This window comes from Streptomyces sp. A5-4 (genome assembly GCF_051131715.1).
GTDB lineage: Bacteria > Actinomycetota > Actinomycetes > Streptomycetales > Streptomycetaceae > Streptomyces.
Genome location: NZ_CP178591.1, coordinates 5,376,075 through 5,391,703, shown reverse-complemented (window position 1 = coordinate 5,391,703; position 15,629 = coordinate 5,376,075). Strand labels below are relative to the sequence as shown.

Genomic DNA, 15,629 nt, shown 5'->3' with positions numbered 1-15,629 from the left:
GAGGCTTCGTCCGACTCGGCTCAACTTTAGACAGAATCTAATGTAGGGTGGTCTTCAGACCCTGAAAGGAGGCCACCCATGTACGAGCCGATTCGCACCAAGTCGGTCCATCGTGTGGCCACCGACTCCGGCGACTTCCCGCACCACACGCGCGGCGAAGAGCTGGACATTCAGCTGGCCGGGCACCTCTCCGCGCTGCTCGCGGTGACGGACGAGCTCGGCCTCGACGAGGCCGCGCAGCAGATCGCCACCCAGGTGGCACGACTGCGCGGGACCCCGCCGGTCCGGCACGCCGCGCTCACCCGCGCGGCCCCCGCGGCGCTGCACCGCCGGGCACAGGACCTCGCGGCGCGGGCACTCGTTGTCGCCGCCTCGCGGGCGGACACCGCCGGCGCGATTCTGTCCGCCGAGCGCATGGACGCGCACGCGGCGGCGCTCGACCAGCTCGATCTGGTCGGCGCCCACTGACGGCCCCGGTTCGTGGGCCGCGGAGGTGCACGGACCGGGTGCCACCCATCAGCAGTAACCCTCTGAGCAGACCCCTTTGAGCAGAACCTTCTGGCGCTTGCCGTTGAACGCTTGAACGCTTTCACGACGCGCGAGCCCGTCGGCGCCACCCCAAGGGTCCGGCCCCCGAAGCCGTGAGGGGGCTTCGAGGGCCGGGATACCGCGGCGGGCCGATGACCCCACAGGTCAGGGCGGATGTCCGGAAGGCCCGGCCGCGGAGCTGCTTCGTCCGGGCTCAGCCCAGACGCTTCACCAGCGCGCGGTACTCGTCCCACAGCTCCTTGGGGGCGTGGTCGCCGAAGGTGTTGAGGTGCTCGGGGACCAGCGCCGCCTCCTCGCGCCAGACCTCCTTGTCGACCGTGAGAAGGAAGTCCAGCTCGGCCTCGGAGAGGTCCAGGCCCTCGGTGTCCAGCGCACCCTTGGCGGGCAGGATGCCGATCGGCGTCTCGACGCCCTCGCCCTTGCCCTCAAGGCGCTCGACGATCCACTTGAGCACGCGGCTGTTCTCGCCGAAGCCGGGCCACACGAACTTGCCCGCGTCGTTCTTGCGGAACCAGTTGACGTAGTAGATCTTCGGGAGCTTGGACTGGTCGGGCTTGTCCGCGCCGACCTTGATCCAGTGGCCCATGTAGTCGCCCATGTTGTAACCGCAGAACGGCAGCATGGCGAACGGGTCGCGGCGCAGCTCGCCGACCTTGCCCTCGGCGGCGGCGGTCTTCTCGGAGGCGACGTTCGCACCGAGGAAGACGCCGTGCTGCCAGTCGAAGGACTCGGTCACCAGCGGCACGGCCGTGGCGCGGCGGCCACCGAAGAGGATCGCCGAGATCGGCACACCCTTGGGGTCCTCCCACTCGGGCGCGATGATCGGGCACTGCCCGGCCGGGACGGTGAAGCGGGCGTTGGGGTGGGCCGCGGGGGTGCCGGACTCGGGGGTCCAGTCGTTGCCCTTCCAGTCCGTGAGGTGCGCGGGCGGCTCCTCGGTCATGCCCTCCCACCACACGTCGTTGTCGTCGGTCAGCGCGACATTCGTGAAGACCGAGTTGCCCCACATGGTCTTCATGGCGTTGGCGTTGGTGTGCTCGCCGGTGCCGGGCGCGACGCCGAAGAAACCGGCCTCGGGGTTGATCGCGTACAGCTGGCCGTCCTCGCCGAACCGCATCCAGGCGATGTCGTCGCCGACGGTCTCGACGGTCCAGCCGGAGATGGTCGGCTCCAGCATCGCCAGGTTCGTCTTGCCGCAGGCGCTCGGGAAGGCGGCGGCGATGTACTTCGACTCACCCTCCGGCGGCGTCAGCTTGAGGATGAGCATGTGCTCGGCCAGCCAGCCCTCGTCGCGTGCCATGACGGACGCGATGCGCAGGGCGTAGCACTTCTTGCCGAGCAGGGCGTTGCCGCCGTAGCCCGAGCCGTAGGACCAGATCTCCCGGTCCTCGGGGAAGTGCGAGATGTACTTGGTGGTGTTGCACGGCCACGGGACGTCCGCCTCGCCCTCGGCGAGCGGCGCACCGAGGGTGTGGACGGCCTTGACGAAGAAGCCGTCGGTGCCGAGCTCGTCGAGGACGGCCTGGCCCATCCGGGTCATGGTGCGCATCGACACGGCGACGTACGCCGAGTCGGTGATCTCGACGCCGATCGCGGACAGCGGCGAGCCGACCGGGCCCATGCAGAACGGCACGACGTACATCGTGCGGCCACGCATCGAGCCGCGGAAGATCCCCTCCTGGCCGGCGAACATCTCCCGCATCTCGGCGGGGGCCTTCCAGTGGTTCGTGGGACCGGCGTCCTGCTCCTTCTCGGAGCAGATGAAGGTGCGGTCCTCGACGCGGGCGACATCGCTCGGGTCGGAAGCGGCGTAGTAGGAGTTCGGGCGCTTGACCGGGTCCAGCTTCTTGAACGTCCCCTTGGCCACGAGCTCCCCGCACAGGCGCTCGTACTCGGCCTCGGTGCCGTCACACCAGACCACCCGGTCCGGCTGGGTGATCTGGGCGATCTCGTCTACCCAGGAGACGAGCTCCTGGTGGTTGGTGGGGACGGTGGGAGCCGCGATGTCGCGCGCCACGGTTGCTCCTTGTTGAGGGGTTTTGTTGGTGTATGCCCCGTGGGGGCTGCGACCCGGATGCGACGTGCCGCTCATCCGGTGCCGACCGCACTCATTTGATCATCGGGGTCATGCGCCCATGTGTCCAGGGGGCTGCACACGTGAGCATCGCCACTCAGGGGCCGAATACTTGCTCGTAACCTACGGTTCCGTAGGTAGCATTGGGTCCATGACTTCAGCCGCGTCAGACCCGCTCGCGCAACCACAGGCCCCCGAACAGGAGCCGGTCGACATCGAGAGTCCGGGCCCGGTCAAGCCGAAGCTGCGGGGCTGGCTGCACGCCGGCATGTTCCCCCTGGTGCTGGTCGCCGGGCTGATCCTGGTCGCGCTCACGGATTCCACCCGCGCCCGGATCGCGTGCGGGATCTTCGTCCTGACCGCCTGCCTGCTCTTCGGCATCAGCGCGATCTACCACCGGGGCACCTGGGGGCCGCGCGGCGAGGCCATCCTGCGCCGGCTCGACCATGCCAATATTTTTCTGATCATCGCGGGCACCTATACCCCGCTGACCGTGCTTCTTCTCCCGGACTCCACCGGACGCCCGCTGATGTGGGCCATCTGGGCGGCGGCCGTTGCGGGTATCGCCTTCCGGGTCTTCTGGGTCGGCGCACCGCGCTGGCTCTACACGCCCTGCTACATCGCGATGGGCTGGGCCGCCGTCTTCTTCCTGCCCGACTTCATGCGCGCGGGCGGGGTCGCCGTACTCATCTGCGTGATCGTCGGCGGGCTGCTCTACAGCGCCGGCGGCGTGATCTACGGGATCAAGCGCCCCAATCCGTCACCCCGGTGGTTCGGCTTCCACGAGGTCTTCCACTCACTGACCCTGGCGGCCTTCGCCGTGCACTATGTCGGCATCTCGCTGGTGGCCTACAAGTACGACTGACCCGCCCCGGCCCGGCGTATCCCGGCCGGATCCGTACGGACCCGATCCTCTTGGTGGCCGTGGCCGGGAAGCCGCGGCCACCTGCCATCCCACGACGGCGACGACCGCGAGCACCACACCCAGCACGGCGGCCCCGCCGCCCACCAGGAACCCTGCGACACACAAGCCCGCCACGACCACGGCGAGCGCGTTGACGATGCCCCTCATCTCAGCCCCCTTCAACCTTCACAGGTTGTTCAACTACCCACCACGCATCGTCACATGCGCCACTGACAGTCAGAGGTGCGTCAGGTGCCGGTACCGGGACGATGCCCGACAATGACGGGCATGGCCGCTTCCTCCGCACCTCCCCCTGCCGCCGACGCGCCGCCCCGCCCCGGGCTGCGCGAACGCAAGAAACTCAAGACCCGGGTCGCGATCCGCACCGCGACGTACCGGCTGATCTCCGAGCAGGGATACGACGCGACCACCGTCGAACAGATCGCGGAGGCCGCCGAGGTCTCGCCCTCCACCGTCTCCCGGTACTTCCCGACCAAGGAAGACATCGTCCTGACCGACGAGTACGACCCGTTGCTCGACGCGGCACTGCGCGAGCGGCCCGCCGACGAGCAGTTGCTCGAATCCCTGCGGGTGGTCGTGGGCGAGGCCCTGCGACGCTCCCTCGCCCACGAGAAGGAAGAGACACTGCTGCGGACCAGGCTCATGGTCGACGTGCCCGCCGTGCGCTCCCGGGTGGCGCAGAGCATGTCCGTCACCGGGCGGCTGCTGTGCGGGGCCGTGGCGGAGCGGACGGGACGTCAGGCGGACGACCTGGAAGTGCGGGTGTTCTCCATGGGCGTCATCGCCGCACTGATAGAAACCATGCTGTTCTGGGCCGAGCGCGGCCAGCGCGAGGACCTGGTGCAACTGGTCGAGCGCGCGCTGGACACCCTGCGGACCGGGTGCACCCTGTCGAGGTAGCCCGGCGCCCCCGGGCCCGGCCCGGGGGCGCCGCCCGGATCAAGCCGTACCCGCGTCCGCGCCCAGCCGCTCCCGCAGCACCGACGGCTCCGTCGTGGGCGCGTCGCACACGAAGTGCCGGCAGACGTACGCCCCGGCCGGCCGGCCCGCCAGCAGCGGGAACTCCTCGCTGCCCACTTCCCCGACCGCCACGACCGCCCCCGGCGCCTGCGCCAGCAGCGCGACCCGGTGCAGGTCCCTCGTCAGCGGGTCGTCCGCGGGACCGACCACGGCGACCTCGCGCGGCCCGTCCAGCGCCGCCTCGGCGACCGCCAGGCCCCAGCCGATGAAGCGCGGGGCGCGCGGGCCCAGCGCCTTGACCACGCCCAACGCCCGCTCGGCCGCGGTGCGGTGCGCCTCGGAGCCGGTGTGCGCGGCGTACGCGAGGAGCGCACCCGCGGCGGCCGTCCAGCCGGACGGCGTCGCGTTGTCCGTCGGGTCCTGCGGGCGGCGGATGAGCTTCTCCGCGTCATTCGCGGTGTCGAAGAGCGACCCGCCCTCCCCCACGAACTGGTCGAGGACGATGTCGAGGAGGAAGCCCGCGAAGTCCAGCCAGACCCCCTCACCGGTCACCGAGGCCAACGCGAGGAAGCCCTCCGCGACATCCGCGTAGTCCTCCAGCACGCCCGCGTTCGCGCCGACCTTGCCGTCCTTGGACGTACGGGCGATCCGCGCCCCGTCGTCCATGTGCACCCGCACCAGCAGATCGGCCGCCTCGGTCGCCCGCTCGACGAGGTCGGGGCGGTCGAAGAACGCGCCGACCTCGGCCAGCGCGGCGATCGCGAGCCCGTTCCAGGCGGCGACGACCTTGTCGTCACGGCCCGGCTCCGGCCGCTCCGCACGCGCCGCGAGCAGCCGCGCCCGGACACTCGCGACCCGCCCCGCCTCCGCCAGGCCCAGGGCTTCGCCCTCCGCCTCGGTCTCGGAGAGCTGAAGCACCGAAGCGCCCTCCTCGAACGTGCCCTCCTCGGTCACCAGGAAGCGCTGCGCCGCGAAGCGGGCGTCCTCCTCCCCCAGCACCGTGCGCAGTTGCTCCGGCGTCCATACGTAGTACGCGCCCTCGACGTGCCTGCCGGTGCCGTCGTCGCTGTCGGCGTCGAGCGCGGACGCGAACCCGCCTTCCTGCGTACGGAGTTCACTCACCAGGAAGTCGGCGGTCTCCAGCGCCACCCGGCGCGCCAGATCCGATCCGGTGGCCCGCCACAGATGGGCGTAGACCCGGCACAGGAGGGCGTTGTCGTACAACATCTTCTCGAAGTGCGGCACGACCCATTCGCGGTCGACCGAGTAGCGGGCGAAGCCGCCGCCGAGCTGGTCGTAGATCCCTCCGCGCGCCATCGCCTCGCCGGTCTCGCGGGCCATTTGCAGGGCCCCCTCGGCCCCGGTGCGCGCGTAGTGGCGCAGCAGGAACTCCAGCACCATCGCCGCCGGGAACTTCGGCGCGCCGCCGAACCCGCCGCGGGTGGCGTCGTACTCCCGGGTCAGTCCGAGCAGTGCCTGCGCGAGCTCCTCCTCGGCCGGCATCTCGGGCGCGTTGTAGGCGAGGGAGCGCTCGGCCAGTTCGCCCACGATTTTCGCGGCGACCTCGGTGACCTCCTCGCGCCGGTCGGTCCAGGCGCTGCCGACGCCTTCGAGCACCTGTCGGAAGGAGGGCATGCCGTGCCGGGGCTCGGGCGGGAAGTACGTACCGAAGTAGAACGGCTCGGCTTCGGCGGTCAGGAACACCGTCATGGGCCAGCCGCCCTGGCCGGTCGCGGCCTGCACGGCCTCCATGTAGACGGCGTCGACGTCGGGGCGCTCCTCGCGGTCGACCTTGATGTTCACGAAGTGCTCGTTCATGTACGCGGCGGTCGCGTCGTCCTCGAAGGACTCGTGCGCCATGACGTGGCACCAGTGGCACGCCGAGTAGCCAACCGACAGCAGGACGGGCACATTGCGCCGCCGCGCCTCCTCGAAAGCCTCCGGCGTCCAGGGCCACCAGTCGACCGGATTGTCAGCGTGCTGAAGCAGATAAGGCGAGGTCACACCAGCCAACCGGTTCATGCGGCCCAGCCTCTCACAATGCCCAGCCCCGTCGGCGAAGCCCGCACAGGCTCTGTCTCGCCCGACTGAAACGCACTCAGGCGCCATCACCTGATGGACGACGGCCTCCCCCTCGTAACGGACTCACCTGGGACCAGCGTTTTGTCGAGGCGGTGTCGCCGAAGTCGCATCGTCGTCACGGAATCACAGGACAGTAGGCTGAGCCCAGCAGCGCTGGAACTGTCGAGGCCCCTCGAAGGAGGCACATCATGACCGCCGAGATGATGGCGCCCGAGTGGATGCATGCGCAGATCAGCGCGGAGCAGTACGACTCCTGGTCCGATGAGCAGTGTGCCGGCATTGAGATCGTGGACGGGATGGTCATGGTGAGCCCGAGCGCGCCCAAGCGGCACAACCGACTGGCCCGAATCCTGGCCAATGCCCTGGACACCGCCGCGGGCCCGGACTGGAACGCGGACACGGACTTCGACGTCCGCCTGCAGGACGTTCCACTCACCAACCGCCGTCCGGACGTCGTCGTCTATCGGGCAGAGACCATCGACCTCACGCCCACCCGCCCCGAACATGTACTCCTGGTCGTCGAGGTCGTGTCGCCCGGTTCGGAGACCACCGACCGGATCGTGAAGGTGGACCAGTACGCCAAGGCCGGCATCCCTTTCTACTGGCGGATCGAGCAGGCCGCCACCGGCGTGCCCATCATCTACACCTACGTCCTCGACCCCGCCACCAAGGCCTACCGGGACGGCGAGATGTTCACCGGCGTGATCAAGGCTGCCGCGCCCTTTTCGGTCACTGTCGACCTGGGAATCATCTGACAGCGCTGCGCAAGACGCTGAAGTCTGCGGGAGAGCCCTTTCGGAGTGACTGCGCACGCTCCACGACGTGCGCGCGCCGACTCTCAGGCGCCTTTGGCACCCCCCGGTTCGCCGTGCCCCAGTCCTCGCGCGCCCGGCCGCGCCCCATCCGGGCGCCACGGGGCGCGACCTCAAGATCACATCGGATAGAGTTACTGACCGGTAAACGACCGTACTTGGACAAGGGGAATCTTGTGCGTCGACGCATTTCCACGCTCGCCGTGACCGCAGCGATGGCCGGAGGCGTGCTGTTCGCGGCGCTGCCCGTGACCACCGCCACCGCCGCTCCGGCCGCCGCCCGCGGGGGCAGCATCAGCGTCAACATCCCGCAGCTGCGCCAGCAGTCCGCGGACCTGAAGGCCAAGGCCAACAGGCTGGACCGGGACGGCGCCCACGCGGCGGCCAAGCGGGCCCGCGCCGAGGCCGCCGCGATCGACAGGAAGATCCAGGCGTACCTGGACGCCGAAGAGAACATGTAGTATCGCACCACCACACATCGCCCGCCCCGGACGCGCCCGGGGCGGGCGTTGTGCGTTCCACCGCGGCCCGTCCCGGGGCTCCGCTCCCTCGCGCCGACGCGCGTCAAGCAGGACACTTGGACCGCAACCGTTGCTTTCGGAGGGGGACGCATATGCGGGACAGCCACCGGACTGAGGCCGAGAGGCTGTTGGTACGCGCCGTCGAAGAACAGGTGCGGCGGTCCGGCGGACGGGTCGACGCCAACGCGCTGCTCACCCGTGGGCGTGCCGCGCTGGATTCGATGGCGGCCAGCGCGGGCGAGGAGTACACCGCCTACACCGTGGCACTGGACGAATCGCAGGCCGGGCAGCAGCCCCTGTCGGAACGTTTCACCAAGCGGGCGTTGGGAACTCCCGCGCTGGTGACCACAGTTGCCGCCGCGGCGGCCTTCGGCGCCGACCTCGCGCTGGGCACGGCGGCCGGCACCGCACTGGGCGCCGGGGCCGTCGTCGCGATGGCGGGCGCCGCCACCACCGTCGCCAAGGTCACCGCCTCGCACTGGCCCGCCGCCAACCGCAGGGCCGGGGCGCTCGGACAGCCGGGCGGGACCGAGCAGTTGAGGCTGCAGTGGCTGACGGCACTTGAGGTGCGCGGCATCCGGCCGTTCCTGGATCAGCAGCACGTCCTGCTCGCCGCGACCCGGACCGGCCGCACGCCGAAGAAGGCCGCCGCGGTGGGGCAGTTGCGCGGCGCCGACCGCAGCCAGGCGGCGCGCAGGCGGTCCGTACTTGAGCAGTCGTTCGGCCATCTCCCGCAGCCCGACGGGCCGTTCGCGGGGCGCCGCGTCGCGATGGCACAGATCGCCCGGTGGGTGCACACCGCCAGGGCGAGCACCGAGACGCGGCCCACCATCGTGGTCCTGCACGGCGCCCCCGGATCGGGGCGCACCACGCTCGCCGTGCGGGCGGCGCACGACCTCAGGGACCAGTTCCGCGGGGCGTGCGTGGTCGACCTGCGCGGGGACAGCGCGGACGAGACCCCGCTGTCGACGCGTGACGCGCTGCTGCACCTGCTGAACCGGCTCGGCGCACCGCGCGACCAACTGCTCTTCCGTGAACGCGCCTCCCAGACACAGCAGTTGCGCAGGCTGACCGAGCTCTACCACCAGCACCTGACGGGACTGCCGGTGACCGTCGTACTGGACGACGCCTCGGACGCGGCGCAGGTGCGCACTCTCGTACCCGAGCGTTCGGACAGCCTGGTGCTGGTGACCGCGCGGGCGCCGCTGGACCTGCCCGCCGACATCCCGGCGTGGGTGTACCAACTGGCGGTGGATCCACTGGACCCGGTGGGCGCCGAGGAGCTGCTGCGCGAGTCGTCGGAGGAGAAGGACGGCGCGTACGACGCCCAGGCGACCGACAGCATCGCGGAGTTGTGCGGCGGGCTGCCGCTCGCCCTGCGCATGGCGGGCTCCTCGCTCGGCGCGCGCACCGCCCCGGCCCTGGCCGCGGACCTCGCGGCGTACGGACCGGTGCCACCGGTCGAGCGCGCCCTGTGGCTGCGATACACCGACCAGCCGGACGCGGCCCGCAGGCTGCTGCGCCGCCTCGCGCTGGCGGGCCGGGCGAGCCTGGGCGCGGCGGCGGCGGCAGCCCTGCTGTCCACCGACGACCAGGAGGCGCAGCGGCTGCTGACCGTGCTGTCCCGGGCCGGTCTGATCGACCATGTGCGCGGCAGCCGCTACCGGTTGCACGACCTGGTACGGGACTTCGCGCACGCCAGGCTGCTCGACGAGGAGGAGCCCGCGGACCGGGCCGCCGCGCAGGAGCGGCTCATCCGCAACTACGGCGAGCTGGCCGACTCGGTGATCCGGCTGGTGGACGGCAAGACGTCCACCCGGGCGGACCAGTTCGGGCCGCACGGCTTCACCTCGCTCGACGCGGCGCTGCGCTGGCTGGACGACGAGACGAGCTTCATCACGGCGGCGCTGCGGCACGCGGAGGGCGTGGACCAGCAGGTCGTACTGAATCTGCTGGGCGCGCTGTGCGACTACTGCCTGCTGCGCGGCGACCTCTACCGGCTCGGTGAGATCAGCGAGTTGACGCAGGCCGTCGACCAGGGGCTGCTCGTACGGTCGGTCCAGTGGCGCACGGGCATCGCGGCGCGCCAGCTCGGCGAGCTGGACAAGGCCCGTACGACCCTGTCCTCGGTCGTGGACCTCTACTTCGAGGCCCAGCACGAGGCGGGCGCGGCCCGCGCCCTGTGCTCGCTGGGGATCACCCTGCATCACCAGGGCAATCTGACGGAGGCGGCGGCGCGGCTGCACGAGGCGCTGGCCCTGCAGTCGACGGACAAGCTGGCCGGCGACCGCGCGTGGACACTGCACGCGCTGGCGGCGGTGGAGCGCGACCGGGCGAACATCGTGCAGGCCGTCACCCACCTGGACACCGCGCTCACCCTGCACCGGCAGAGCGAGTCCCTGCACGGGCAGGCGTGGGCGCACTTCCAGCTCGGCCAGGTCTGTCTACGGATGGGCGATGTACCGCGCGCGGAGGGCGAGTTGCGGGAGGCGCTCGATCTGTACGGGCAGACCCGCGACGGCCGCGGCGAGGCGTGGGCGCTGACGCAGCTGGCGCGGGCCCGGCTGGTGGACGGCGACCCGGCGCCCGCCGTGGACCAGCTGCGCCAGGCCCTGTCGCGCCACCGGGACGCGGAGGACGCGCGTGGCGAGGCGTGGACGCTGTACTACCTGGGGCAGGCGCTGGAGGAGCGCGGCGACCGCGACCAGGCGGTGCGCGAGCTGGAGCGGGCGCGGGGCATGTTCTCGCGGATGCGTGATGTGTACGGGCTGGCCTGCGCCCGTCACCACTCGGGCCGGGTCACGCGCGATCAGCGGGCGGCGCAGACCGGCAATCTCCGCAACAGCGGCTTCGCCCGCCAGCTCCTGGTCGACGCGCGCCAGGACTTCCGCCGCATCGGCGTCGCGCACGGCGAGGCGTGGACGTGCCTGGAGCTGGCGATCGTGGACGCGGGCAACAACCGGCCGACCCCGGCCCTGGAGCTGTGCGACGCGGCGATCGGTCTTTTCACGTCGTACAACGACGACCGCGGCGCCGACTGGGCCCGCTTCCTGCGCTGCACGCTGCTGCCGTTCGCGTCCCCCGGCGGCTCGGAGATCGGCACGGCGGTGGCCGTCGAGGAGCTGTCCCAGCTGCGAGACGCCCCGCACCCGACGCGCGACGGCAAGCTGGAGGACTGCACGGAGGCGTACGCCCTGGTGCTGGAGCGCGGCGTGGACCTGGCGGCGGGCTGGCAGGCCTGGCGCCTGGGCATGGTGCCGAACCGGCACTCGCGCGAGGTGATGGGGGTGCGGGTGGAGGTGGCGGGGGGCTGATCCCCGGCCGCGCCCCGGAGCGTGCGTCTCCCGCGCCGACGCCGTGGGGCGGGCGGCGCGGGGGACGCCGGTGCGGCGTGACGCGGCCCGTCAGCCCTTGGAGCCGCCGCCCCGGGGCGGCGCCGAGGGCGACTGCGCCCCGGCCTCGGCGTGCGGGGACTTGTCCGCGTTCGCCGCCGCCGGGTCCGGGGCCTCGGTGAAGTCGACCCTGCCCATGTGCCGGTTCATCGACTTCATCAGCATCCACACACCGACAGCCAGCGCCGCGAACACGAGGAACCCGAGCACACCGGGTGTCACCTTGTTCTTGTCGAAGCTGTCGGCGGCGAGCGGAACGAGCTGCGTCATTGCCTGAGAAACGTTCACATCAGGCATTGTCGCGGATGCCCGCGAAGAGGTCGCTCTCGGGGATGGACGTATCGACGTGCGACGTGGCCAGCTCGTACTCCTCGGTCGGCCAGACCTCCCGCTGAAGATCCATCGGGACGTTGAACCAGCCGCCGTCGGGGTCGATCTGGGTGGCGTGCGCGATCAGCGCCTTGTCACGGATCTCGAAGAATTCGTCGCACGGGATGAACGTGGTCAGGGTGCGCTCGTCGCGGACGAACTCCTTCCAGCGCTCCAGCCACTCGCCGTACGGCGACTCCATGCCGCGCGCGAGCAGCGCCTCGTGCAGCGCGACCGTGCGCGGCCGGTTGAAGCCCTGGTTGTAGTAGAGCTTCTGCGGTTGCCAGGGCTCGCCCGCCTCGGGGTACTTCGAGGCGTCGCCCGCGGCCTCGAAGGCCACCATCGTGATCTTGTGGGTCATGATGTGGTCGGGGTGCGGGTACCCGCCGTTCTCGTCGTACGTCGTAATGACCTGCGGGCGGAATTCGCGGATCGACTTCACCAGCCGGCCCGCGGCCTCCTCGACGTCCTCCAGCGCGAAGCAGCCCTGCGGCAGCGGCGGCAGCGGGTCGCCCTCGGGGAGACCGGAGTCGACGAAACCGAGCCACTCCTGCTGCACGCCCAGGATCTGGCGGGCCTCGTCCATCTCCTGCTTGCGTACTTCGTGAATGTGCTCCTCGACGTACTTGTCGCCCTGGAGCTTCGGATTGAGGATGGAGCCGCGCTCGCCTCCCGTGCAGGTCACGACCAGCACGTCCACCCCCTCGGACACATACTTGGCCATGGTGGCCGCGCCCTTGCTCGACTCGTCGTCGGGGTGGGCGTGCACGGCCATCAGCCTCAGCTGCTCAGTCAAGACTCGATCCTCAGTTATTGGACGCAATAAGCGGCTTCTATAGTGACCGAATCGGGGGGCGGAAAATTCCGGGGGCCCCGAGGTGCCCCCGAGGTGTCCCCTACACAGGAGGAACGATCATGACTGCGGTACGCGAAGGCCTCCCCGAGAGCCGCTACGGCCGCTCCGCGGATCAGCGCGCGGATCGCAAGCTCAAGATCGCCGGCGCGGTGCTCGGCGCCCTGTTCCTCGCGATGATCGGCTGGTTCGGTTACGACTACATCGCCGGTCAGAGGATAAGCGCCGAGGTCATCAAGTTCGACACGGTTTCGGACACCGAGGTCAAGGTGCACCTTGAGGTGCGCAAGGACGCGGACGCGACCGGCACCTGCACGCTGCGATCCATCGCGGAGAACGGCGCCGAGGTGGGCCGCAGGGACGTCCGGATCGGCCAGAAGTCGACCGAACGCATCGACGAGATCTACCCGGTGCGTACGACGTCCAGGGCGACCAGCACGGAACTGACAGGCTGCACGGCCGACTCCGGTTCTACGGGCTGACCTGCGTTGTTGTTCCTCTGACGGGGATTTTCCTCCCCCTTGTCCGACGGAATTGTTAGGCTCGTGGTTTCGCCCGCCCGTGGAGGCACATGCTTCTGGGTAGGGCGTTGCTTTGTATTCCCAGTACCTACGAGGAGCACCTGTGACCCAGACCAGCGAGAGCGTCACCTGGCTGACCCAGGAGGCTTACGACCAGCTCCGGGCCGAGCTGGAGTACCTGTCGGGTCCCGCGCGTACCGAGGTCGTGGCAAAGATCTCGGCGGCCCGCGAAGAAGGTGACCTGAAGGAGAACGGCGGCTACCACGCCGCCAAGGAGGAGCAGGGCAAGCAGGAGCTTCGGGTGCGCCAGCTGACCCAGCTCCTGGAGAGCGCGAAGGTCGGCGAGGCCCCGGCGGCCGGCGGTGTGGTGGCGCCCGGCATGGTCGTCAAGATCGCCTTCGACGGTGACGAGGACGACACGATGACCTTCCTGCTCGCCTCCCGCGAGTACGCGAGCTCCAAGGTCGAGACGTACTCGCCGCAGTCCCCGCTGGGCACCGGCGTGACCGGCAAGAAGGTCGGCGACGACGCGGAGTACGAGATGCCGAACGGCAAGAGGGCCTCGGTGAAGATCCTCGAAGCCACGCCGTACAAGGGCTGAGCCGCCCTCCGGCGCCGCGTACGAGGAAGCCCCCGGCCGTCTGGAATCGGCCGGGGGCTTCGTCGTGCGCGCGGGGCGCTCTCAGGCGGTCGCGTTGCGGTACTTGCGGACCGCCAGGGTCCGGAAGACCACGATGATGAGGACCGACCAGAGCAGCGAGGCCCAGACGGGGTGCTGCATCGGCCAGGCGTCGGCCGCCTGGAAGCCCGGTGGCAGATTGCCGAAGAGCTCGCGGCAGGCCTGCACGGTGGCGCTGAACGGGTTCCACTCGGCGATGTGCCTCAGGAACGACGGCATCTGGTTGGCGTCGACGAAGGCGTTCGAGATGAACGTCAGCGGGAAGAGCCAGATCAGACCGCCCGAGGTGGCCGCCTCGGGGGTGCGGACCGAGAGGCCGATCAGGGCGCCGATCCAGGAGAACGCGTACCCGAGCAGGAGCAGCAGGGCGAACCCGGCCAGCACCTTGCCGATGTTCTCGTGGGTGCGCCAGCCGATGATCAGCGCGACGACCGCGAGGACGACCAGGGTGAGCGCGGTCTGCACCAGGTCGGCGAGCGTCCGGCCGGTGAGGACCGCGCCGCGCGCCATGGGCAGCGACCTGAAGCGGTCGATGAGGCCCTTGTGCATGTCGTCCGCGATGCCCGCGCCCGCACCTGCGGTGGCGAAGGTGACGGTCTGCGCGAAGATGCCCGCCATCAGGAACTCGCGGTAGGCGGCGGGGCTGGTGCTGCCGCCGACCTGGATCGAGCCGCCGAAGACGTACGTGAACAGCACCACGAACATGATCGGCTGGATCAGCCCGAAGATGACCATCTCGGGGATGCGCATCATGCGGATCAGGTTGCGCTTGGCGATGACGAGCGAGTCGGTGATCGACTGGACGATGCCACCGCCCGACCGCGGAGCCCTGGTGTTGGCCACGGTGTCCGTTGCGGCACTCACTTGGTGACCTCCGTCGCTGCCGTCTCGTCTTCCGCGACCTCGGCCACATGGCCGGTCAGCGAGATGAAGACGTCGTCGAGGGTCGGCCTGCGCAGGCCGATGTCGTCGATCTCCACACCGCGGGCGTCCAGTTCACGGATGACCTCGGCGAGCAGCTTGGCGCCGCCCGAGACCGGCACGATGAGCTTGCGGGTGTGCTGCTCGATCTTGCCCTCGCCCTTGCCGAAGGCGCGCAGCACCTCGTCGGCGGTGGCGAGGTGCTCCCGCTCGTGCACGACGAGCTCGATGCGCTCACCGCCGGTCTGGGCCTTGAGCTGGTCCGAGGTGCCGCGGGCGATGACCCGGCCGTGGTCGATGACGCAGATGTCGTGCGCCAGGTGGTCGGCCTCTTCGAGGTACTGGGTGGTGAGCAGCAGCGTCGTACCGCCCGCGACCAGTTCCTGGATGACTTCCCACAGCTCCTGGCGGTTGCGCGGGTCGAGCCCTGTGGTCGGCTCGTCCATGAACATCACCGGCGGGCTGACGACCAGCGCCGCCGCGAGGTCCAGACGGCGGCGCATGCCGCCGGAGTAGGTCTTGGCCATGCGGTCGGCCGCGTCGCTGAGGTGGAAGCGCTCCAGCAGCTCGCCGGCCCGCCTCTTCGCGTCCTTCGCGGAGATCTGGTAGAGCCTGGCGACCATTTGCAGGTTCTCGCGGCCCGTGAGGTATTCGTCGACCGCGGCGAACTGGCCCGAGAGCCCGATCGAACGGCGTACTTCGTTGGGGTGCTTGAGGACGTCGATGCCGGCCACCACCGCCTTGCCGCTGTCGGGCCGCAGCAGCGTCGTCAACACGCGTACCGCGGTGGTCTTGCCGGCGCCATTGGGGCCGAGCAGCCCCAGGACCGTGCCCTCCGGGACGTCGAGATCAACGCCGTCGAGGGCCTTTACGTCGCCGAAGGTCTTCACCAGGCCTTCGGCGTAGATGGCGCCTGGCATGAGGGTCCCCCAAGGTTTCGGGTGCTGTCCTGCGTCGGTGGTCCTGCGTCC

14 protein-coding genes are annotated in these 15,629 nt (G+C 70.2%); 8 read left to right on the top strand and 6 right to left on the bottom strand.

The genetic code is table 11. From position 1 onward, the window contains the following. The first annotated feature begins 78 nt into the window (after nt 1-78). Nucleotides 79-468, top strand: a complete 390-nt coding sequence (locus ACLLJJ_RS25230; protein ID WP_434595652.1) for a hypothetical protein — start codon at nt 79-81, stop codon at nt 466-468. A gap of 274 nt (nt 469-742) precedes the next feature. Here ACLLJJ_RS25230 and ACLLJJ_RS25225 read toward each other — a convergent pair whose 3' ends face one another. Beyond that, nucleotides 743-2,566, bottom strand: a complete 1,824-nt coding sequence (locus ACLLJJ_RS25225; protein WP_434595650.1) for a phosphoenolpyruvate carboxykinase (GTP) — start codon at nt 2,564-2,566, stop codon at nt 743-745. Nucleotides 2,567-2,891: 325 nt separating this feature from the next. Between ACLLJJ_RS25225 and trhA the strand changes: the two genes are divergently transcribed. Together trhA and ACLLJJ_RS25215 are read left to right on the top strand one after the other, a co-directional pair. Next, on the top strand, nt 2,892-3,488 hold the full coding sequence (trhA, locus tag ACLLJJ_RS25220) for a PAQR family membrane homeostasis protein TrhA (protein WP_434600515.1): 597 nt from the start codon (nt 2,892-2,894) through the stop codon (nt 3,486-3,488). 327 nt (nt 3,489-3,815) lie between these two features. Next, entirely contained in the window at nt 3,816-4,448 is a 633-nt protein-coding gene (locus ACLLJJ_RS25215; protein ID WP_434595648.1) for a TetR/AcrR family transcriptional regulator, read from the top strand. A 39-nt stretch (nt 4,449-4,487) separates the two neighbouring features. Here ACLLJJ_RS25215 and ACLLJJ_RS25210 read toward each other — a convergent pair whose 3' ends face one another. Next, nucleotides 4,488-6,530, bottom strand: coding sequence for a thioredoxin domain-containing protein (locus ACLLJJ_RS25210; protein ID WP_434595646.1), 2,043 nt, complete (start codon nt 6,528-6,530; stop codon nt 4,488-4,490). 248 nt (nt 6,531-6,778) lie between these two features. On the opposite strand from ACLLJJ_RS25210, the gene ACLLJJ_RS25205 reads away from it, so the two are divergent. From ACLLJJ_RS25205 to ACLLJJ_RS25195, 3 genes are all read left to right on the top strand, one after another. Then, on the top strand, nt 6,779-7,345 hold the full coding sequence (locus ACLLJJ_RS25205) for a Uma2 family endonuclease (RefSeq protein WP_434595645.1): 567 nt from the start codon (nt 6,779-6,781) through the stop codon (nt 7,343-7,345). A 233-nt stretch (nt 7,346-7,578) separates the two neighbouring features. Next, the gene (locus ACLLJJ_RS25200) at nt 7,579-7,863 is read left to right on the top strand and encodes a hypothetical protein (RefSeq protein ID WP_434595644.1); all 285 of its coding nucleotides are present in this window, start codon (nt 7,579-7,581) and stop codon (nt 7,861-7,863) included. 152 nt (nt 7,864-8,015) lie between these two features. Next, nucleotides 8,016-11,237: a tetratricopeptide repeat protein gene (locus tag ACLLJJ_RS25195; protein WP_434595642.1), complete on the top strand. Its 3,222-nt coding sequence runs from the start codon at nt 8,016-8,018 to the stop codon at nt 11,235-11,237. A gap of 90 nt (nt 11,238-11,327) precedes the next feature. On the opposite strand, the gene ACLLJJ_RS25190 is transcribed toward ACLLJJ_RS25195, so the two are convergent. Both ACLLJJ_RS25190 and mca read right to left on the bottom strand, forming a co-directional pair. Further along, the gene (locus tag ACLLJJ_RS25190; RefSeq protein ID WP_434595640.1) at nt 11,328-11,612 is read right to left on the bottom strand and encodes a hypothetical protein; all 285 of its coding nucleotides are present in this window, start codon (nt 11,610-11,612) and stop codon (nt 11,328-11,330) included. Further along, complete coding sequence (gene mca, locus ACLLJJ_RS25185; RefSeq protein WP_434595638.1) at nt 11,605-12,480, bottom strand: mycothiol conjugate amidase Mca; 876 nt, start codon at nt 12,478-12,480, stop codon at nt 11,605-11,607. Before mca ends, ACLLJJ_RS25190 begins: the two co-directional genes overlap by 8 nt. A gap of 119 nt (nt 12,481-12,599) precedes the next feature. Between mca and ACLLJJ_RS25180 the strand changes: the two genes are divergently transcribed. Beyond that, entirely contained in the window at nt 12,600-13,019 is a 420-nt protein-coding gene (locus ACLLJJ_RS25180) for a DUF4307 domain-containing protein (protein WP_434595637.1), read from the top strand. A 142-nt stretch (nt 13,020-13,161) separates the two neighbouring features. Then, nucleotides 13,162-13,659, top strand: coding sequence for a transcription elongation factor GreA (greA, locus tag ACLLJJ_RS25175; protein WP_434595636.1), 498 nt, complete (start codon nt 13,162-13,164; stop codon nt 13,657-13,659). Between the two features lie 81 nt (nt 13,660-13,740). Here greA and ACLLJJ_RS25170 read toward each other — a convergent pair whose 3' ends face one another. Both ACLLJJ_RS25170 and ACLLJJ_RS25165 read right to left on the bottom strand, forming a co-directional pair. Further along, entirely contained in the window at nt 13,741-14,601 is an 861-nt protein-coding gene (locus ACLLJJ_RS25170; protein WP_434595635.1) for an ABC transporter permease, read from the bottom strand. Next, nucleotides 14,598-15,578 (bottom strand): ATP-binding cassette domain-containing protein, encoded by a 981-nt coding sequence (locus ACLLJJ_RS25165; RefSeq protein ID WP_434595633.1) that lies wholly within the window; start codon nt 15,576-15,578, stop codon nt 14,598-14,600. Before ACLLJJ_RS25165 ends, ACLLJJ_RS25170 begins: the two co-directional genes overlap by 4 nt. Nucleotides 15,579-15,629: the final 51 nt, after the last annotated feature.